The sequence below is a fragment of the Pseudonocardia halophobica genome, from assembly GCF_027922425.1.
Lineage (GTDB): Bacteria > Actinomycetota > Actinomycetes > Mycobacteriales > Pseudonocardiaceae > Pseudonocardia > Pseudonocardia halophobica.
This window is the reverse complement of record NZ_BSFQ01000059.1, coordinates 19,871-34,667: the sequence shown is the minus strand read 5'-3', so window position 1 is coordinate 34,667 and position 14,797 is coordinate 19,871. Positions and strand designations below refer to the sequence as shown.

At 74.7% G+C, this 14,797-nt stretch carries 17 protein-coding genes; 3 read left to right on the top strand and 14 right to left on the bottom strand.

Annotation, left to right across the window (positions count from 1 at the left end):
- Positions 1-203: 203 nt before the first annotated feature.
- The 11 genes from PKE99_RS35425 to PKE99_RS35375 form a co-directional block, all read right to left on the bottom strand.
- Positions 204-437, bottom strand: a complete 234-nt coding sequence (locus PKE99_RS35425; RefSeq protein WP_051738314.1) for a hypothetical protein — start codon at positions 435-437, stop codon at positions 204-206.
- 121 nt (positions 438-558) lie between these two features.
- Positions 559-1,350, bottom strand: a complete 792-nt coding sequence (locus PKE99_RS35420; protein WP_051738315.1) for a bestrophin-like domain — start codon at positions 1,348-1,350, stop codon at positions 559-561.
- Positions 1,351-1,443: 93 nt separating this feature from the next.
- Positions 1,444-1,908 (bottom strand): hypothetical protein, encoded by a 465-nt coding sequence (locus tag PKE99_RS35415; RefSeq protein ID WP_037053753.1) that lies wholly within the window; start codon positions 1,906-1,908, stop codon positions 1,444-1,446.
- Positions 1,909-2,024: 116 nt separating this feature from the next.
- Positions 2,025-2,570 carry a 3-hydroxyanthranilate 3,4-dioxygenase gene (nbaC, locus tag PKE99_RS35410; protein ID WP_063739901.1) on the bottom strand — a complete coding sequence of 182 codons (546 nt, stop codon included), beginning with the start codon at positions 2,568-2,570 and terminating at the stop codon, positions 2,025-2,027.
- Complete coding sequence (locus PKE99_RS35405; protein WP_037053755.1) at positions 2,567-3,010, bottom strand: RidA family protein; 444 nt, start codon at positions 3,008-3,010, stop codon at positions 2,567-2,569. Before PKE99_RS35405 ends, nbaC begins: the two co-directional genes overlap by 4 nt.
- A complete protein-coding gene (locus tag PKE99_RS35400; RefSeq protein ID WP_037053757.1) occupies positions 3,007-4,344 on the bottom strand; it encodes an FAD-dependent oxidoreductase in 1,338 nt (445 codons plus the stop codon). The genes PKE99_RS35405 and PKE99_RS35400 overlap by 4 nt, the downstream gene beginning before the upstream one ends.
- Complete coding sequence (gene kynU, locus PKE99_RS35395) at positions 4,337-5,698, bottom strand: kynureninase (protein WP_081924736.1); 1,362 nt, start codon at positions 5,696-5,698, stop codon at positions 4,337-4,339. The genes PKE99_RS35400 and kynU overlap by 8 nt, the downstream gene beginning before the upstream one ends.
- The gene (locus PKE99_RS35390; RefSeq protein ID WP_037053760.1) at positions 5,695-6,702 is read right to left on the bottom strand and encodes an amidohydrolase family protein; all 1,008 of its coding nucleotides are present in this window, start codon (positions 6,700-6,702) and stop codon (positions 5,695-5,697) included. The genes kynU and PKE99_RS35390 overlap by 4 nt, the downstream gene beginning before the upstream one ends.
- A 5-nt stretch (positions 6,703-6,707) precedes the next feature.
- Positions 6,708-7,568, bottom strand: a complete 861-nt coding sequence (locus tag PKE99_RS35385; protein WP_037053763.1) for a tryptophan 2,3-dioxygenase — start codon at positions 7,566-7,568, stop codon at positions 6,708-6,710.
- Between the two features lie 49 nt (positions 7,569-7,617).
- Positions 7,618-7,974 (bottom strand): STAS domain-containing protein, encoded by a 357-nt coding sequence (locus PKE99_RS35380; RefSeq protein WP_051738316.1) that lies wholly within the window; start codon positions 7,972-7,974, stop codon positions 7,618-7,620.
- On the bottom strand, positions 7,971-9,785 hold the full coding sequence (locus tag PKE99_RS35375; protein WP_051738317.1) for a SpoIIE family protein phosphatase: 1,815 nt from the start codon (positions 9,783-9,785) through the stop codon (positions 7,971-7,973). Before PKE99_RS35375 ends, PKE99_RS35380 begins: the two co-directional genes overlap by 4 nt.
- A 198-nt stretch (positions 9,786-9,983) precedes the next feature.
- Between PKE99_RS35375 and PKE99_RS35370 the strand changes: the two genes are divergently transcribed.
- Positions 9,984-10,166 carry a hypothetical protein gene (locus tag PKE99_RS35370; protein WP_156068084.1) on the top strand — a complete coding sequence of 61 codons (183 nt, stop codon included), beginning with the start codon at positions 9,984-9,986 and terminating at the stop codon, positions 10,164-10,166.
- 63 nt (positions 10,167-10,229) lie between these two features.
- On the opposite strand, the gene PKE99_RS35365 is transcribed toward PKE99_RS35370, so the two are convergent.
- Positions 10,230-11,642, bottom strand: coding sequence for an amidase family protein (locus PKE99_RS35365; protein ID WP_063739902.1), 1,413 nt, complete (start codon positions 11,640-11,642; stop codon positions 10,230-10,232).
- A 208-nt stretch (positions 11,643-11,850) separates the two neighbouring features.
- On the opposite strand from PKE99_RS35365, the gene PKE99_RS35360 reads away from it, so the two are divergent.
- A complete protein-coding gene (locus tag PKE99_RS35360; protein WP_037053774.1) occupies positions 11,851-12,234 on the top strand; it encodes a hypothetical protein in 384 nt (127 codons plus the stop codon).
- Positions 12,235-12,238: 4 nt separating this feature from the next.
- Here the strand turns inward: PKE99_RS35360 and PKE99_RS35355 are convergent, their stop codons facing one another.
- Positions 12,239-13,408, bottom strand: a complete 1,170-nt coding sequence (locus PKE99_RS35355) for a DUF3500 domain-containing protein (protein ID WP_051738318.1) — start codon at positions 13,406-13,408, stop codon at positions 12,239-12,241.
- Between the two features lie 165 nt (positions 13,409-13,573).
- On the opposite strand from PKE99_RS35355, the gene PKE99_RS35350 reads away from it, so the two are divergent.
- Complete coding sequence (locus PKE99_RS35350; RefSeq protein WP_037053776.1) at positions 13,574-14,320, top strand: hypothetical protein; 747 nt, start codon at positions 13,574-13,576, stop codon at positions 14,318-14,320.
- 6 nt (positions 14,321-14,326) lie between these two features.
- Here PKE99_RS35350 and PKE99_RS35345 read toward each other — a convergent pair whose 3' ends face one another.
- Positions 14,327-14,719 (bottom strand): YccF domain-containing protein, encoded by a 393-nt coding sequence (locus PKE99_RS35345; RefSeq protein ID WP_037053777.1) that lies wholly within the window; start codon positions 14,717-14,719, stop codon positions 14,327-14,329.
- Between the last annotated feature and the right edge of the window lie 78 nt (positions 14,720-14,797).

Below are 14,797 nucleotides of genomic sequence, written 5' to 3'. Positions count from 1 at the left end.
ACCTCGTCTGGGCGCTGCTCCGTGACAACCGCCGCTTCACCACCGAGGCACCGGCCCCCGCAGCCAACGCGGCTTGACACGGTCATTGAAACTCCTCCCGGTTCGCCGAGGTGTCGGTCCTCCGCGGGAGCCTCCGGCGGGAGCGGTCCGCCGACCAGCGACCAAGGTCCCGGTGCCCGGGGGTGTTCGTCCCCCGGCGTGGCTCAAGTGGCGGTGTCGGCGACCCTGCCGGTGACCTTGTCCGGGTAGCGCGCCGTGAAGCGGACCGCGACCACGATCGCCACGATTGGGGCGACCCAGTTGAGCAGCAGGTCCAGCAGGTACTGGCTGTCGGTCCCGTCGGCCTGCGCGTCGAGCGCGGCGACCACCACCGCGGCGGCGCCCATCACCACGAGCGCGACGCCCCACACCGCCGAGAGGGTCCGGTTGATCGTCATGAAGGTGGGGGAGAAGACGATCCAGGGGACTAAACCGGCGACGATCGAGAGCAGGGTGGTCGGGCCCCTGTCGTGCTGCGTGCCGACGCCGGGTCCCGCACATCTGGAGGAGCGGTCCGCCCTACGGGCGCACCTGGATCAGGAGATCGGGGTCGATCGCGAAGTAGCCGGTGAACGGCGCCCCCTGGGCGACCAGGAGCGTCAGGGCGATGGCCATGGCGGTGGCGAGGAGCGCCAGGGCCGTCGCCGCCCTGCGCAGCCGGTCGGCCTGGACGCAGGCCATGGCGGCGAGCGTCGTCACGGCCACGAGGTACAGCGCCGTCAGCCGCAGGGGGTCGATCGACGACGTGCTCAGGACCAGGCGGGTGCGGCGGGCCTCAAGCGCCCGGTCGATCGAGGTCTCGAGGCGGTCCTGGGCCACGCGCTGGCCCTCCGTCTGCACGGGCAGGCCCAGCACGATGCCCTGCACCTCGACGAGCAGCGCGGGGGCGAGGTTCAGCGTGGCCCGTCCACCGCTCATCTCCGGCCACTCGGTGGCGACGTAGCCGTCGATCTGCTCGCGCAACAGCTGCCGGATCCGCGGCTGCTCGGCGGGGAACGCGCCGGTCAGCAGGTCGACGTCACGCAGGGCGCTGGCCTCCTGGCTCACGGCGGCCGCGGCCTTGTCGCGGTCGGACCACACGTCGGCCACGAGGAACCCGACCAGGAGCCCGAAGATGAGCCCCAGCGGGGAGAGCAACCCCGGGCTCAGCGGGCCCACCGCGTCGGCGCGCCCGGCACGGCGAAGCAGGTACAGCACCAGGAGGATGACGCCCGCCGCCAGGTACAGCGCAAGGAAGATCGCCGCGGTGAGCAGCGCGATCGAGGTGTCGGCCAGCCACGGGATCACACCGCCCTGCTCGCACGTGATCATGCGGGGATTACCTCGGCGGTGCCGCCGTTCGCGTGATGGCGCTCGACCCCCGGTGACGCGGCGGATCAATCCCGGCGCCTCAGGGCCGGCGGGTCACCACCGCGGGACCACGCGGCTGAGCATGGTGAGCGTCCCGTCCGGCCCGGCCACGACCTCGTCCACCAGCTCGTGCAGCGGCGACAGGTCCGGTCCGGCCGGCACCGCGCCGCCGCCGGCGACGACGATCCGCAGCCGCCGCGTCCGGTGCGTGGAGATCGCGGTCGTCCCGATCCGCAGCCCGTCGGGGGCGGACCCGGGGACGAGGGCGTCCCGGCCCGGGTCCAGCGCGTCGACGGCCCTCGCCACGGCCTTGAGGACGAGCGCGGTCTGCGTCCGCGGCCAGTCGAGGGCCCGCAGCCACTCCCCGAGGAGTGTGCCGACCTGGTCCGACGACGGTGGGTCCGCACCGGGCGCCGCCGCGAGCCGCCACTCCCCGGCGTTGGCCGTCACCGTGAAGCGGGGTCCGGAGGGGAGGTCCGGGATCGCCGGTCGGGTCGTCGCACTGCTCTGTTCCAGCATGGGGCCTGCTCCAGTTGCTGTCGTCTCAACAACTCGGCCGGAACCCTCCGGCCGTACTGCCCTCCGGGTCTTCCCCGCCCGGCGTCGATCGAACCTGCTCATCGGTGCGGCTCTGCTCACCTTGCCGGGGAGAGCGCCTCCCGGGACAGGGGCGCGCCGTCGGCGTCGGTCAGCGTGGGCAGCGTCTTCTCGTAGAACTCGGCGAACACCGGCGGCAGGTCCGCGCGGATGTCGCTGACCTGCAGCTCGACCTCGTGCACGAGGGTCGCCGAGCCGGCGGTGTGGGCGTACCACTGGAACTTCTCGAGCGTCCCGGCCTTGCGGACCTGCTCGACGACGAGTCCGATCGAGCCCTCCTGCGGCCGCTGCGGTGAGTGCGGGACCCCGGCCGGGAGCAGCCACGACTCGCCCTCCCGGATGTGCACCGTGCGCGGGCCCTCGTCCGTGACCAGGTGGACGTGGATGTCGCCCTTGATCTGGAAGAACCACTCCTCGTAGGGGTCGACGTGGTAGTCCTGGCGCTGGTTGGGCCCGCCGACGACCATCACGATCAGGTCCTCGGCCCCCTCGTGCAGCTGCTTGTTGCCCACCGGCGGCCGCAGCAGGTGGCGGTGCTCGTCGATCCAGCCGTCGAACCGGACGGGCTCGCTGATCTCGGTCATGTGTCCTCTCTCTGGACGGGCCCCCGTTCGGGGCGGTACGCCACGGCGGAGATCTCGATCAGCAGGTGGGGATGGGGGAGCTGGTGCACGGCGACCGTCGTGCGCGCGGGGCCGGACTCGTCGAAGTACTCGGCGTAGACCTCGTTGTAGCCGCCGAAGTCGTTCATGTTCACCAGGTAGCTCGTGACCGAGACGAGGTCCTCCAGCCCGGCGCCGGCGGCCACGAGGATCTCGCGGACGTTCTCGATCACGGCGCGGGTCTGGACGCGGATGTCCAGCGTCGTGGTGCCGAGCTCGTCCGCCTCGGCGCCCGCGAACGTGCCGTCCGGGAGGCGGCTGCTCGTACCGGAGACGTAGATGAGGTCGCCGGCGCGGCGGGCGTGCGGGAACCGGCCGCGGGGGCGGGCCCGGCCCGGGACCAGGTAGGCGTCGTCGCTCATGACCGCACCCTCCTGAGCGTGGCCGCGGCAGCGGCCGCGCCGGTGGCTGCGCCCAGGGCGACCGCGCCGGCGATCCGGTCCTGCCGGCGGATGCGGCCGTCGATCTCGGAGTAGGGCACCGTCGTGAAGGAGACGAGCTCGTAGCGGGACACGTACCCGGGCACGGCCCGCTCCAGCGCGTGCCGGGCCCGCGCGGTCCAGCGGAACACCGGCGAGTTCACCCGGTCGCTCATCTCGACGAAGTTCTCCAGGGCCATGTCCGCGATCGCCTCGGCGTTGGCCTTGCGCCGCTCCTGGTACCGCGGCAGCGCGCGGGCGAGGTCCCCGCCGGCCGCGTCGAGGCAGCGGTCGAGCTCCACGCAGTCCTCGAACGCGCAGTTCGCGCCCTGCCCGAAGAACGGGACGATGGCGTGCGCCGCGTCGCCGAGCAGCGCCACCCGGCCCCGCACCCACGGCGCGCAGCGGATCGTGACCAGCGAGCCGACCGGGTTGCGCAGGAAGTCCTCGACCAGCCGCGGCATCAGCGGCACGGCGTCGGGGTACTGCGCGGCGAAGTACGCGGTGACCGCCTCGGGGGTGTCGAGCGCGGCGAACCCGCCCGGCCCCGCCTTCGGCCAGAACAGGGTGCAGGTGAAGGAGCGGTCGGTGTTCGGCAGCGCGATCATCATCGACGACCCGCGCGGCCAGATGTGCAGCGAGCCGGGGTCGAGCGCGAAGTCCCCGCCCGGGGTGGGCGGGATCTCCAGCTCCTTGTACCCGTGCGGGAGGAAGTCCTGCCGGAAGTCGAACCCCTCGCTGAACTGCAGCGACCGGCGGACGGCCGACCAGGCGCCGTCGGCCCCGATCACGACGTCGGCCTGCCGGGTGCCGCCCTCGGCGAAGGTCAGCGTGCCGGTGTCCGCGTCGACGGCGGTCAGCCGGTGCTCGAAGTGGAGCGTCACGTCGGCGGTCTTCTCGGCGCAGTCCAGCAGGGCGTGGTTGAGCCGGGCCCGGCCGATCGAGTTGATCGCCCGGGTGCCGTCCGCGGAGTAGGACTGGAAGCCCAGCGCGCCGCGGACCGGGTGCAGTGTCCGGCCCCGCATCGGGAGGGCCTCGGCCAGCGCCTGGTCCGCGAGCCCGACCCGGTCGAGCGCGTCGAGCCCGCGGGCGGAGATCGCGAGGTTGATCGAGCGGCCGCGCTCCGCCCCGGCGGTGCGCGGGTCCGCGCGCCGCTCGTAGAGGTCGACGGCGATGCCGCGCCGGCCGAGCAGGGCCGCGAGCAGGCAGCCGGCCAGCCCGGCCCCCACCACGGCGACCCGTTCGACGGGCGCGCCCGCCCAGGTCGGATCAGGCATCACGCCGCTCCCCGGGGCCGGTCGACGGGACTCCGGACGACAGGGTTCTGTACGACAGGGTTCCGGACGACAGGACGGCGGCCAGCGCGGTCGCGGCCCGCCAGGCGTCGTGGTGGGTGCAGTAGAGCGGGACCGGCGCGAAGCGGACGACGTCGGGCGGACGGGCGTCGGCGACCACCCCGTGCTCGTGGCGCAGCCGCGCGCAGACCTCCGCGGCGGTGGTCCCCGCGACGCGCACCGACAGCTGGCACCCCCGGCGCTGCGGGTCGGCGGGCGTGATCACCCGCGCGGGCAGGTCCGCGCAGACCGTGGCCAGCAGGTCGGCGAGGTAGCCGGTGAGCCGGATGCTGCGTTCCCGCAGGGCCGCGATCCCGACCTCGTCGAACAGGCGCAGGGAGACCAGGACCGGTGCCATCGCGAGGATCGGCGGGTTGGACAGCTGCCACGAGTCCGCCGTGTCGACGGGATCGACGTCGGGGCCCATGGCGAAGCGGGTCGCGGGATCGGTGCTCCACCAGCCCTGCAGCTTCGGCAGGCTCCGGTCCGTGAGGTGCCGCTCGTGCACGAAGCACCCGGCGACCGCGCCCGGCCCGGCGTTGACGTACTTGTAGTGGCACCACGCGGCCCAGTCGACGCCCCAGTCGTGCAGCCGCAGCGGGACGTTGCCGACCGCGTGCGCCAGGTCCCAGCCCACGACGGCGCCCGCCGCCCGGCCGGCGGCGGTGATCGCGGGGATGTCCATCAGCTCGCCGGTCAGGTAGTTGACGCCGCCGAGCAGCACCAGCGCGACCCGGTGGCCCTCGCGGCGCAGGAACGCCAGCACGTCCCCGGTGCGCAGGCAGTCCTCGCCCGGCCGCGGGCGGAGCCGGACGACCGCCCGGCCGGGGTCGAGCCCGTGCAGCCGGGCCTGGCTCTGCACGGCGTAGGAGTCCGAGGGGAACGTGGTGTCCTCGACGACGATCGCGTACCGCTCCGGGGTCGGCCGGTAGAAGCTGATCATCATCAGGTGCAGGTCGACGGTCAGCGAGTTCATCACGACGGTCTCGGCGGGCAGGGCGCCGACGAGCCGGGCGGCGGGGTCGCGCAGGAACTCGTGGTACGGCTTCCACGGCCGCCCGGCCTCGAGGTGGCCCTCGACCCCGAGCCGCGCCCAGTCGGCCAGCTCCTGCTCGACCGCCGCCCGGGTGCCGCGCGGCTGGAGCCCGAGCGAGTTGCCGGCCAGGTAGGCGGTCTCGGTGAAGGCGCCGCCGGTGGCCGGCGGCACGTGGAAGTCGGCCCGCCGCGGGGGCAGCGGGTCGACGGCGTCGAGGTGGTGCGCGTGCGCCTCGTCCACCGGGCGCACGACGGTGCTCATCCCGCCCCCTCGCGTGCCGGCCGGCCGAGGAACTCCTCGGCGTTGCCGCCCAGCAGGAGGTCCCGCTGGTCCGCGGTGAGGAAGGAGGCGCCGCGGATCAGCGACCCGGGCGCCTGCTCGCCGAGCGGGTACGGGTAGTCGGTGCCGAGCAGGACCCGCTCGGCGCCGAGGGTGTCGACCAGCAGCCGCAGCGCCCGCTCGTCGAACACCACCGAGTCGACGAGGAACCGGTCGAGGTAGCCCGAGGGCGGCAGCGTCGAGGTGCCGACGACGTCGTGCCGCTCCCGCCAGGCGTTGTCCGTCCGGCCGATCCAGAAGGGGAACGAGCCGCCGCCGTGGGCGAAGCAGATCCGCAGCTCCGGGCCGATCCGGTCGAACACCCCGCCCAGCACCAGCGCCAGCAGCGACAGGTGGGTCTCGGCGGGCATCCCGACCAGCCACTGCGCCATCCACCGGGCGGTCCGCGGCGACTCCGGCATGTCCCAGGGGTGCACGAACACCGGGACGCCGAGGGCGGCGGCGTGCTGCAGGAACGTCACGACGCCGGCGTCGTCGAGGTCGCGGTCGCCGACGTGGTTGCCGATCTCGACGCCCACGTGCCCGGCCGCCACGGCCCGGTCCAGCTCGCGGCACGCCGCGTCCGTGTCCTGCAGCGGGACCTGGCAGAAGGGCATCAGCCGGCCCGGTGCGCCGGCGGCGATCTCCAGCGCGAGGTCGTTGAACACCGCGGCGGTGCCGGCCGCGGCGCCGGCCTCCTGGTCGTAGGAGAAGAACACCGGCGTGGGGGAGAGGACCTGCCGGTCCACGCCGTGGGCGTCCATGTGGGCCAGCCGCACGTCGGCGTTCCAGGCCGAGTCCGTGATCGCGCGGAACGGGCGCTCGCCGAGCAGGATCGTCGCGGTGGCGGGGCCGTCGACCCGCAGCGACGGCCGTGGGCCGGTGCCGGGCAGGTCGGGCCAGCCCCGCGGGACGTAGTGGGTGTGGACGTCCGTCACCGGGGCCACGCGCCTCACCGGCCGATCTCGGTGCGGACGGCGTAGAGCTCCGGGAAGAAGGTCAGCGACAGGGCCTCCCGCAGGAACGCGACCCCGCTCGACCCGCCCGTGCCCCGCTTGAACCCGATCGTCCGCTCGACGGTCTTGAGGTGGCGGAAGCGCCAGAGCTGGAAGTTCTCCTCGATGTCGACCAGCTCCTCGCACGTCTCGTACTCGGCCCAGTGGTCGTGCGGCGCCTCGTAGACCTGCCGGAACACCTCGACCAGGCCTTCGTCGAAGGTGTGCGCGCGGCGGACGTCGCGCTCGAGCAGGTGCACGGGGACCGCGTGCCCCCGCCGGGCGAGGTAGCGGAGGAACTCGTCGTAGAGGCTGGGCGCCTCGAGCAGCTCCTGCAGCAGCGCGCGGGCGTCCGGGTCGTGCGCGAACACCTCGATGATCTCGACGTTCTTGTTGCCGAGCGCGAACTCCACCGCGCGGTACTGGTGGGACTGGAAGCCCGACGACGGGCCGAGCACCGGCCGGAACTCGGCGTACTCGGCGGGGGTCAGGGTGGCCAGCACGGACCACTGGTCGGTGAGCGTGCGCTGCACGTGCTTGATCCGGGCGAGCTGCTTGAGGGCGAGGGCCAGGTCGTCCGCCGCGATGTTGCGCATCGCGGCGCGCAGCTCGTGCAGGACGAGTTTGAGCCACAGCTCCGAGGTCTGGTGCTGGATGATGAACAACATCTCGTCGTGGTGCGGCGGGTCGCTCAACGGGTGCTGCGCGTCGAGCAGCCGGTCGAGGCACAGGTAGGAGCGGTAGGAGGTCGTCGTCCGGAGGTCCCGGACGATGTCCGCCTCCAGCGACCGCGTGTTGCCCGCCGGTGGCGACGTCATCGGTGCTCCCCGGGGTGGTGGTCCGGCGCCCTGCGCCGGGCCGTGGCGGTCAGGTCCGTGCGCCGGGCGCGGTCTCGCCGACGGGAGGCGGCGGGAGCACGTCGAGCTTCTCCACCAGGCCGAGGGCCTGGAACACGCGCAGCGCGGGACCGGTGCCCAGCCGCACCGCGACCCGCCGCCCCTCGGCGCGGGCGCGCTCCCGGGCGAGCAGCACCAGCCGCACGCCCGACGAGTCGACGAACTCCAGCTGCGAGAGGTCCACGACCAGCAGCCGGGGCCGGTCCCGCTCGGCCTCCTCGACCCGGTGCATCGCGTGGTCGAGGGTGGCGATGTCGAGCTCGCCGTGGAGGACCACCTCGGCGACGGCGGGGACCCCCGGCTCCCGCTCGTCCGGGACGGGGTTCACGGGGCCACCTCGACGACGAGCAGCGCCACGTCGTCCCGCAGCACGCCCTGCTGGAAGGTCACGACGTCCGTGAGCAGCGCGTCGGCGAGCGCGGCGGCGTCCCACGGGCCGGGCGCGCCGGCGACCGCGGTCAGGCGTTCCACGCCGTAGAAGCCGTCCACCCCTCGGGCCTCCGTCACACCGTCGGTGTACAGCACCAGTATGTCCCCCGGGTCCAGCCGCAGCGTGGTCTCGCGCAGCACCGGATCGGGGAAGACGCCGAGCAGCGTCCCGGACAGCGGGACGAGCTCGACGGCGTCCGCGCGGCGCACCAGCGCCGGCGGGTGACCGGCCCCGACCAGCGTCACCGTGGCCCCGCCCGCGGGCTCGACGGCGATCCGGGCGTGCGCGACGGTGGCGAACCGGCCGTCGGCGCGGGCCTCGCGCAGCATCGCGGCGTTGAGCCGCCGGAGCGCGTCGACCGGGCCGAGGCCGTGCGCGACCTCGGCCCGCAGGGTGTGCCGGATCAGGGCGGTGAGCGCGGCGGCGTCGGGGCCCTTGCCGCAGACGTCCGCCACCACCGCGGCCCACCGGCCCGGCTCCGGGGTGGCCACCACGTCGTAGACGTCGCCGCCGACCTGGACGTCCGTGCGCTCGTCGGTCTGCGGCCGGTAGCGGGCGGCCAGCCGCAGCCCCGGCGCGTCGGGCAGGACCGTCGGCAGCAGCGCCGCCTGCAGGGTGTGCGCGATCCGCCGTTGCTGCTGGTAGAGCCGCGCGTTGTCGAGCGCGACGGCCGCGGTGGCCGCGACGCGCTGGACGAAGGCGAGATCGAGCTCGTCGAACCGCCGCCCGGACTCGGCGTGCACGAGGGTCAGCGCCCCGAGGCTGTGCCCGCGCACCAGCAGCGGCACCACCACCGCCGAGCGCATGCCGATCGACCGGATCAGCTCCAGGTGCTCCTCGTCGACGGCCCCGGCGACGAGGAGCTCGTCGGGGATCTCGGGGAGGAAGGCGGGCGTGCCGCTGCGGCTCACCTCGAACGCGCCGCTCCGCGCGGACGGGTCCGGCGGGTAGCGCTCCTGCAGCCGCAGCACGAAGTCGAGCCGGGCGGGGTCGTCGTGCGCGACGGCGACCTGCTCCACCTCGTTCCCGCGCACGAGGTGCACGGCGCACCAGTCGGCCAGGTCGGGGACCATCAGGTCGGCCAGCCGCTGGAGGCGCTCCTCGACCGACAACGGCTCCTCCATCAGGCCCGCCGTGTGCGCGAGGACCTCCATGCGGTCGCGCTCCCGCTCGGCGTCGGCCCGGGCGCGCTGCTCGACCACGAGCAGCCGGGCGCGGTCGAGGGCCTGCGCGCACAGGGCGGCGACCGCCTCGAGGTAGGCCCGTTCGTCGGGCAGGAAGGCGTGCGGGGTGTCGAAGCTGAACACGATCGCGCCGAGGTCGCGGTCCTCGACCCGCAGCGGCAGGCACGCGGAGGCCTCCCGGTTGCCCGCGGTGCCGATCGGTGCCATCTCCGGGTAGCGCGCCCGCCACTGCTCGGCGCCCTCGAGCCACACCGGGGTGCGGTCGAGCACGGCGTCGGACAGCGGGCGTCCCCGGTGCAGCTCCAGCCGCCGGTACGGCGCCTCGAGCTCGGCGGGCCAGCCCATGCTGAACAGCGAGGTCAGCGTGCGGGCGTCGGTGCGGTCGTAGAGGACGCCGGCGTCGGCGCCCAGCAGCTGGACCGAGACGGTGACCGCGACCTGCCCGATCGCCTCGGGCGTGACGGCGCCGAGCAGGGCGACGGCGAGCCGCTGCAGGGCGGTGCCGTGGGCGCGCGTGGTGTTCACCGGGCGGCCTCCGCGGCTCTCGTCGAACGTCCAGTGTGGCAGGTCATCCGCCCTCGGTGGACCTTTTCGTGCGTCCGGCGTGCGACGGCGCCGACCCGACTGACGCCGGACACCGGACGAGACGCCGCCGGGCCCTGGCGTGTCGGCCGCTCCTCGGTTTGACTGCAAGGGGAGGACCGGATCCAGGGGGTGGACGGTGTGGCGGTGGTACCGGGTACGTGGCTCTCGCGGTCACCGCGGCCGGAGGACGTCACGACCGCGGTCCTGGACCTGATCCGGGACCTCGTCCCGTTCGTCCAGACCGGGATCAAGGCGGCCGACGAGCTGCGCGACCGCGCGGCCCTCGCGCTGCGGCACAGGATGCGGGGGCTGCGGGACTGAGGCGTCCGAGGCGCCCGAGGCGTCCGAAGCGCCCGAGGTGCCCGGGCCGGGCCGGCGGGCGCATCAGCCCGCGGGCCGGGCCCGCTCGGCCCCGCGCAGTGCCGCCTCGACCCCCAGTGCCTCCCCGACTCCCAGCGCGTCCTCGACCCGCTGCGCTGCGGCGAGGAGCGCCGCGTCCTCGCCGGCGAGGGCCTCGAGGGAGATCCCGATCGGCAGGCCGCTCGTCGACCGTCCGGCCGGCAGCGAGATCGCCGGCATGCCCGCCGCGGAGCCGGGTGCGGTGTTGCGGACGTTGGTGAGGAAGGTCGGGACGTCCCGGCCGTTGTGCGGCGTGGTCGCGTCGTGACCGAGCGGCGCGGGCGGCAGCGGCACCGTCGGGTAGACGAGGGCGTCGAGCCGCTCCCCGTCCGCTCCGCGCAGCGCCTGCGCGTAGGCCTCGCGCAGGTCCTCGCGCACGGCGAGGGCGTCGCGGTAGGCGCCGTCCGGGACCGGGTCGGCCATCGCGCCCTCCAGGATCGCCCGCACGTCGGGTGAGGCGACCTGCCCGACGACGTCGTCCAGGCTCAGGTCGCGCTCCCGCCCGGGCAGCGTCGCCAGGTAGTGGGGCAGGTCCCGGACCACCTCGTACAGCACGATCGGGAACCCGCAGCGCGCGTCGAGCTCGTGGGCGGCGGCGAAGTCGACCTCGACGAGCTCGACGCCGGCGTCGGCGAGCCGGTCGAGGACCTCCGCACCGCACCGGGCGACGTCGGGATCGAGGTCGTCCCAGAAGCCCGTCCGGGGGATGCCCAACCGGAGCCGCCGGTCCGGCTCGACGTCCTCCGAAGCGGCGCCGGTGACCACCCGGTCGACGAGCGCGACGTCGGCGACGGTGCCGGCGAACACCCCGACGGTGTCGCGGGTCGAGGACAGCGGCACCACCTGCCCGGAGCCCCAGCGGCCGACCGTGGGCCGGAAGCCGACGACGCCGCAGTGCGCGGCGGGCACGCGCATCGACCCGCCGGTGTCGCTGCCCAGCGCGACCGGCACGATCCCCGTCGCGACGGCCACCGCCGACCCGCCCGAGGAGCCGCCGGCGATCCGGCCGGGGTCGTACGGGTTGCGCACCGGGCCGGAGTGCGCGTTGTTGCAGGTGATGCCGAAGGCGAGCTCGTGCAGGTTCGTCTTGCCCACGACGACCGCGCCGGCCGCGCGCAGCCGGGCGACGACGACGTGGTCCCGGCCGGGCCGGGAGTCCGCGAGGGCCGCGGTGGCAGCGGTGGTGGGCAGGTCCGCGGTGTCGATGTTGTCCTTCACGGCGACCGGTACGCCGGCCAGCGGCCCGGCGCCGCCGGCCCCCTCCCCGTCGGCCAGGGCGAGGAAGGCGCCGAGGTGGGCGAGCTCGTCGGCCCGGCGCCGCGCTCCCTCGAGGACCGCGGACGGGGAGTCGGACGCGATGCGGGACAGCGTGCGGGGGATGTCGTGCTCGCTCGTCATTCCTGCCTCCGCTCCGGGCCGGGGTGCTCGCCCGTCCGCTCGCGTCCGGGGCCCGCGGCGTTAGGCCCGTGTCCACCGATCGACCGACGGGCAGCTCGTGCGCCCGATCGGGCGGCCGGCGGATGGGGCGGGGCCGGCGTCGGCGGGACCGTCGAGGGGTCGCCGACCGCCCGGTCGCCCGGCCCCAGCGCAGCGAAGGACACCCGCCATGACCACCCCCACCCTGGCCCCGCCCGAGAACTCCCTCGACGACACCTGCTACCCGCGCCGCTTCCGGATCCTCAACCTCGTCGCCGACCGCGACCTCGCGATCGTGGCGTACGAATCGGGCGAATGGGAGAGCCGACCGGCCGTCGGCGCGGTCCTGCACCCGGACCAGGCGTGGGAGTTCGACGTCGGCCACCACTTCGGCCGGGAGAACAAGGCGGACCTGTGCCTGGAGGTCCCGGTGGACGGCGGCGCCCGGCACGTCGACGTCGAGTTCGACGTCGACGCCTTCGGCACCCCCTGGGCCTCGGCGAGCGCGTCGTCCGAGGTCGGGGTGACGGTGAGCGGCTCGACCGTGATCGTCACGTCCGGCTCCGCCCGCTAGCGGCTCAGGAGTGGTGCCGGGCCCGGTGCGCGGCGAGGACGTCGATGCCGAAGTCGGTGGTCGGGTCGCGCCACACCGAGTGGGCGTGGTTGGCCCCGCGCTGGGTGTTGTCCCACTCGACCAGCAGGCGTGGCCCCTGCAGCCGGTAGTAGTGCGGCTCGCCGGGCGCGGTGGGCCCCGCCCAGGCGACGTGCACCTCGTCGAGGGCCCGGTCGTCGTCGTACCGCGCGAGCGGCGTGACCTCGGCGGGGACCCGGTCGAGGTAGGTCCCGAGCAGGGCGCGGAGCAGTTCGCGCTGCCCGGCGTCGAGCTCGGCCCCGGGGACGCCCTTCGGCGCGGTGGTGATCGCGACGGCCTCGTGGTCGGCGCCGTCGAGCCCGCTCGCCTCGTCGATGGCGTCGCTCATCGCCTGCAGGCGCTGCTGCTCCCCGGCGTCGGCGAAGCGGCCGCGCCAGATGCCGGCGAGCGGAATCACCCGGTCGCCCTCGACGACCCGCGTGCGGTTGCCCGCCACGATGTCCGACGGCGCCCGCGGTAGCAGGGTCGCCCGGGCCGCGAGCTCGGGGCGCAAGGACCGGACCAGCTCCCGCGCCAGGTCCTCCACGCGGGCGAGCGGGCGCTGCTCGGCGCCGCCGAGCAGGGCGGAACGGGCCGGGTCGGCGCCGAGGAAGCACGGCGTGCAGGCGACGAGCGCGCCGCCGACGACCAGGTTGTTCAGCGAGACGTGGTGGCCGCCGAAGCGCCACCCCCACGGTCCCGGGCCGGCCGGGTCGCCGAACACGCGCAGGTAGTACATCCCCGGGTCGCGGCCGCGCTCGCGGTCGAACCGCGCGACGAACCCCTCGGTGTGGTCGAGCACGTTCTCCAGGCCCATCACCGTCGCGACGGTGACGTAGGCCGGGGTGGACAGGCCGGACGCGACGAGCTTCATCGCGGCCCGCTGCTGCGCGGGCCGCTGCTCGTGCATCGTCAGGCCGCCGTGGTCGGTGGGGGTGTAGAACCAGCGCCTCCGCTCGGCGTCGGTCTCCTCCTGCGCGGTGGGGGCGGCACCGGTCGCGGTGGCCCGCTGCGCGGGATCGAGGAGGTCCAGCCACGCGGCCGCGGCCTCGGCCATCCGCGCGGCGACCTCCCGCGCGCCCGCCCCGGCCTTCGCCGTCGAGCCCAGGTCAGCCATCGCCCGACCGTACCGAGCGGATGCGCTCCGGGTAACACCTCCGCTGCACTCCGCGAGCGTGTCAGCAGTCCTGCCGTCCCATGCTCAGGGGGAGCGATGACGGGAGCAGCGCCGCAGGTCGACCGGCCCACAGCAGCCCCGGGAGCGGCTGACCCTGCGCCGGTCGTGGTTCCCGACGCGGCTCCGGACGACGGCGCGGGCGGGCAGGGCGGTGGGGACGACAAGCGCCCCGGCGCCGGCGTCACGTTCCCGAGCGGGCGGACGGCCCTCGCCGTGTTCGTCGCCCTCACGTACTGGGTGACCGTCTACAGCCTGCCCGAGGCCCCGGTCGGGGCGATGTCACCGCACTTCGGATGGCTGTTCGCCGGGATCGCGGTCTTCGGCCTGTCGCTGTCCCTGCTCGCGGTCGGCCGGCGGCGGGTGGGCCGCGTGACCGCGGTGTGCGTCGTCGCCTACGTCCTGCTGCTCGACTGGCTGCTGGCCTCGGCGTTCTTCGCCGTGGTGCCCTACTCGCCCGAGCTGAAGTTCACCCTGGCCATCGGCGGGATCGCCCTCGCGTCGTTCATCGTGGGCATCGTCGTCTTCGACACGCTGCGGGTGGCCGCGTCGCTGCCGATCGTCATCCTCATCATCGGGCTGGCGACGGCGCCGTCGGGCTTCCTCGGCGGCAGCGACCTCCGGAGCCAGCTGATCATGTGGATGGGCATCATCCTCGGGGCGAGCGCCGTGGCCGAGGGCGTCAACCAGGGCGCGAAGATCATCGGCGCCTCCCGGGTGACGCAGGCGATCGCCGCCGCCCAGACCGACGCGGGCAAGGCCGGCGCGCTCCAGCGGTCGCTCGCGCCGCGGGTCGCGCACATCGGCGGCGACCTCGGGCCCGCGCTCGGCGACGCCGCGGCCCCGCCGCGCTGACGACCGTCAGGACGAGGCGGCCACGGACCGGCTGTCGACGATCACCCGGCCCAGCGGGACCAGCGACACCGGGATGAGCTTGAGGTTCGCCAGGGCCAGCGGGATCCCGATGATCGTGATGGCCAGCGCGACCGCGGTGACGAGGTGCGCGAGGGCCAGCCACCAGCCGGCGAAGACGATCCAGATGACGTTGCCGATGACCGAGGGCGCGCCCGCGTCGGCCCGGCGGACCAGCTCGCGGCCGAAGGGCCACAGCGAGAAGTCGGCGATCCGGAACGACGCCAGGCCGAACGGGATCGTCACGATCAGGATGCAGCAGACGATCCCGGCGATCACGTAGCCGATCGCGAGCCAGATCCCGCACAGCAGGAGCCAGATGATGTTGAGCAGGGTCCGCATGGTTCCTCCCGTCGCCGCACCCCGATCCTGCACGCGGCGCCCGCCGCCGGGCTCACCCTCGACGGACGACCGCGCGTG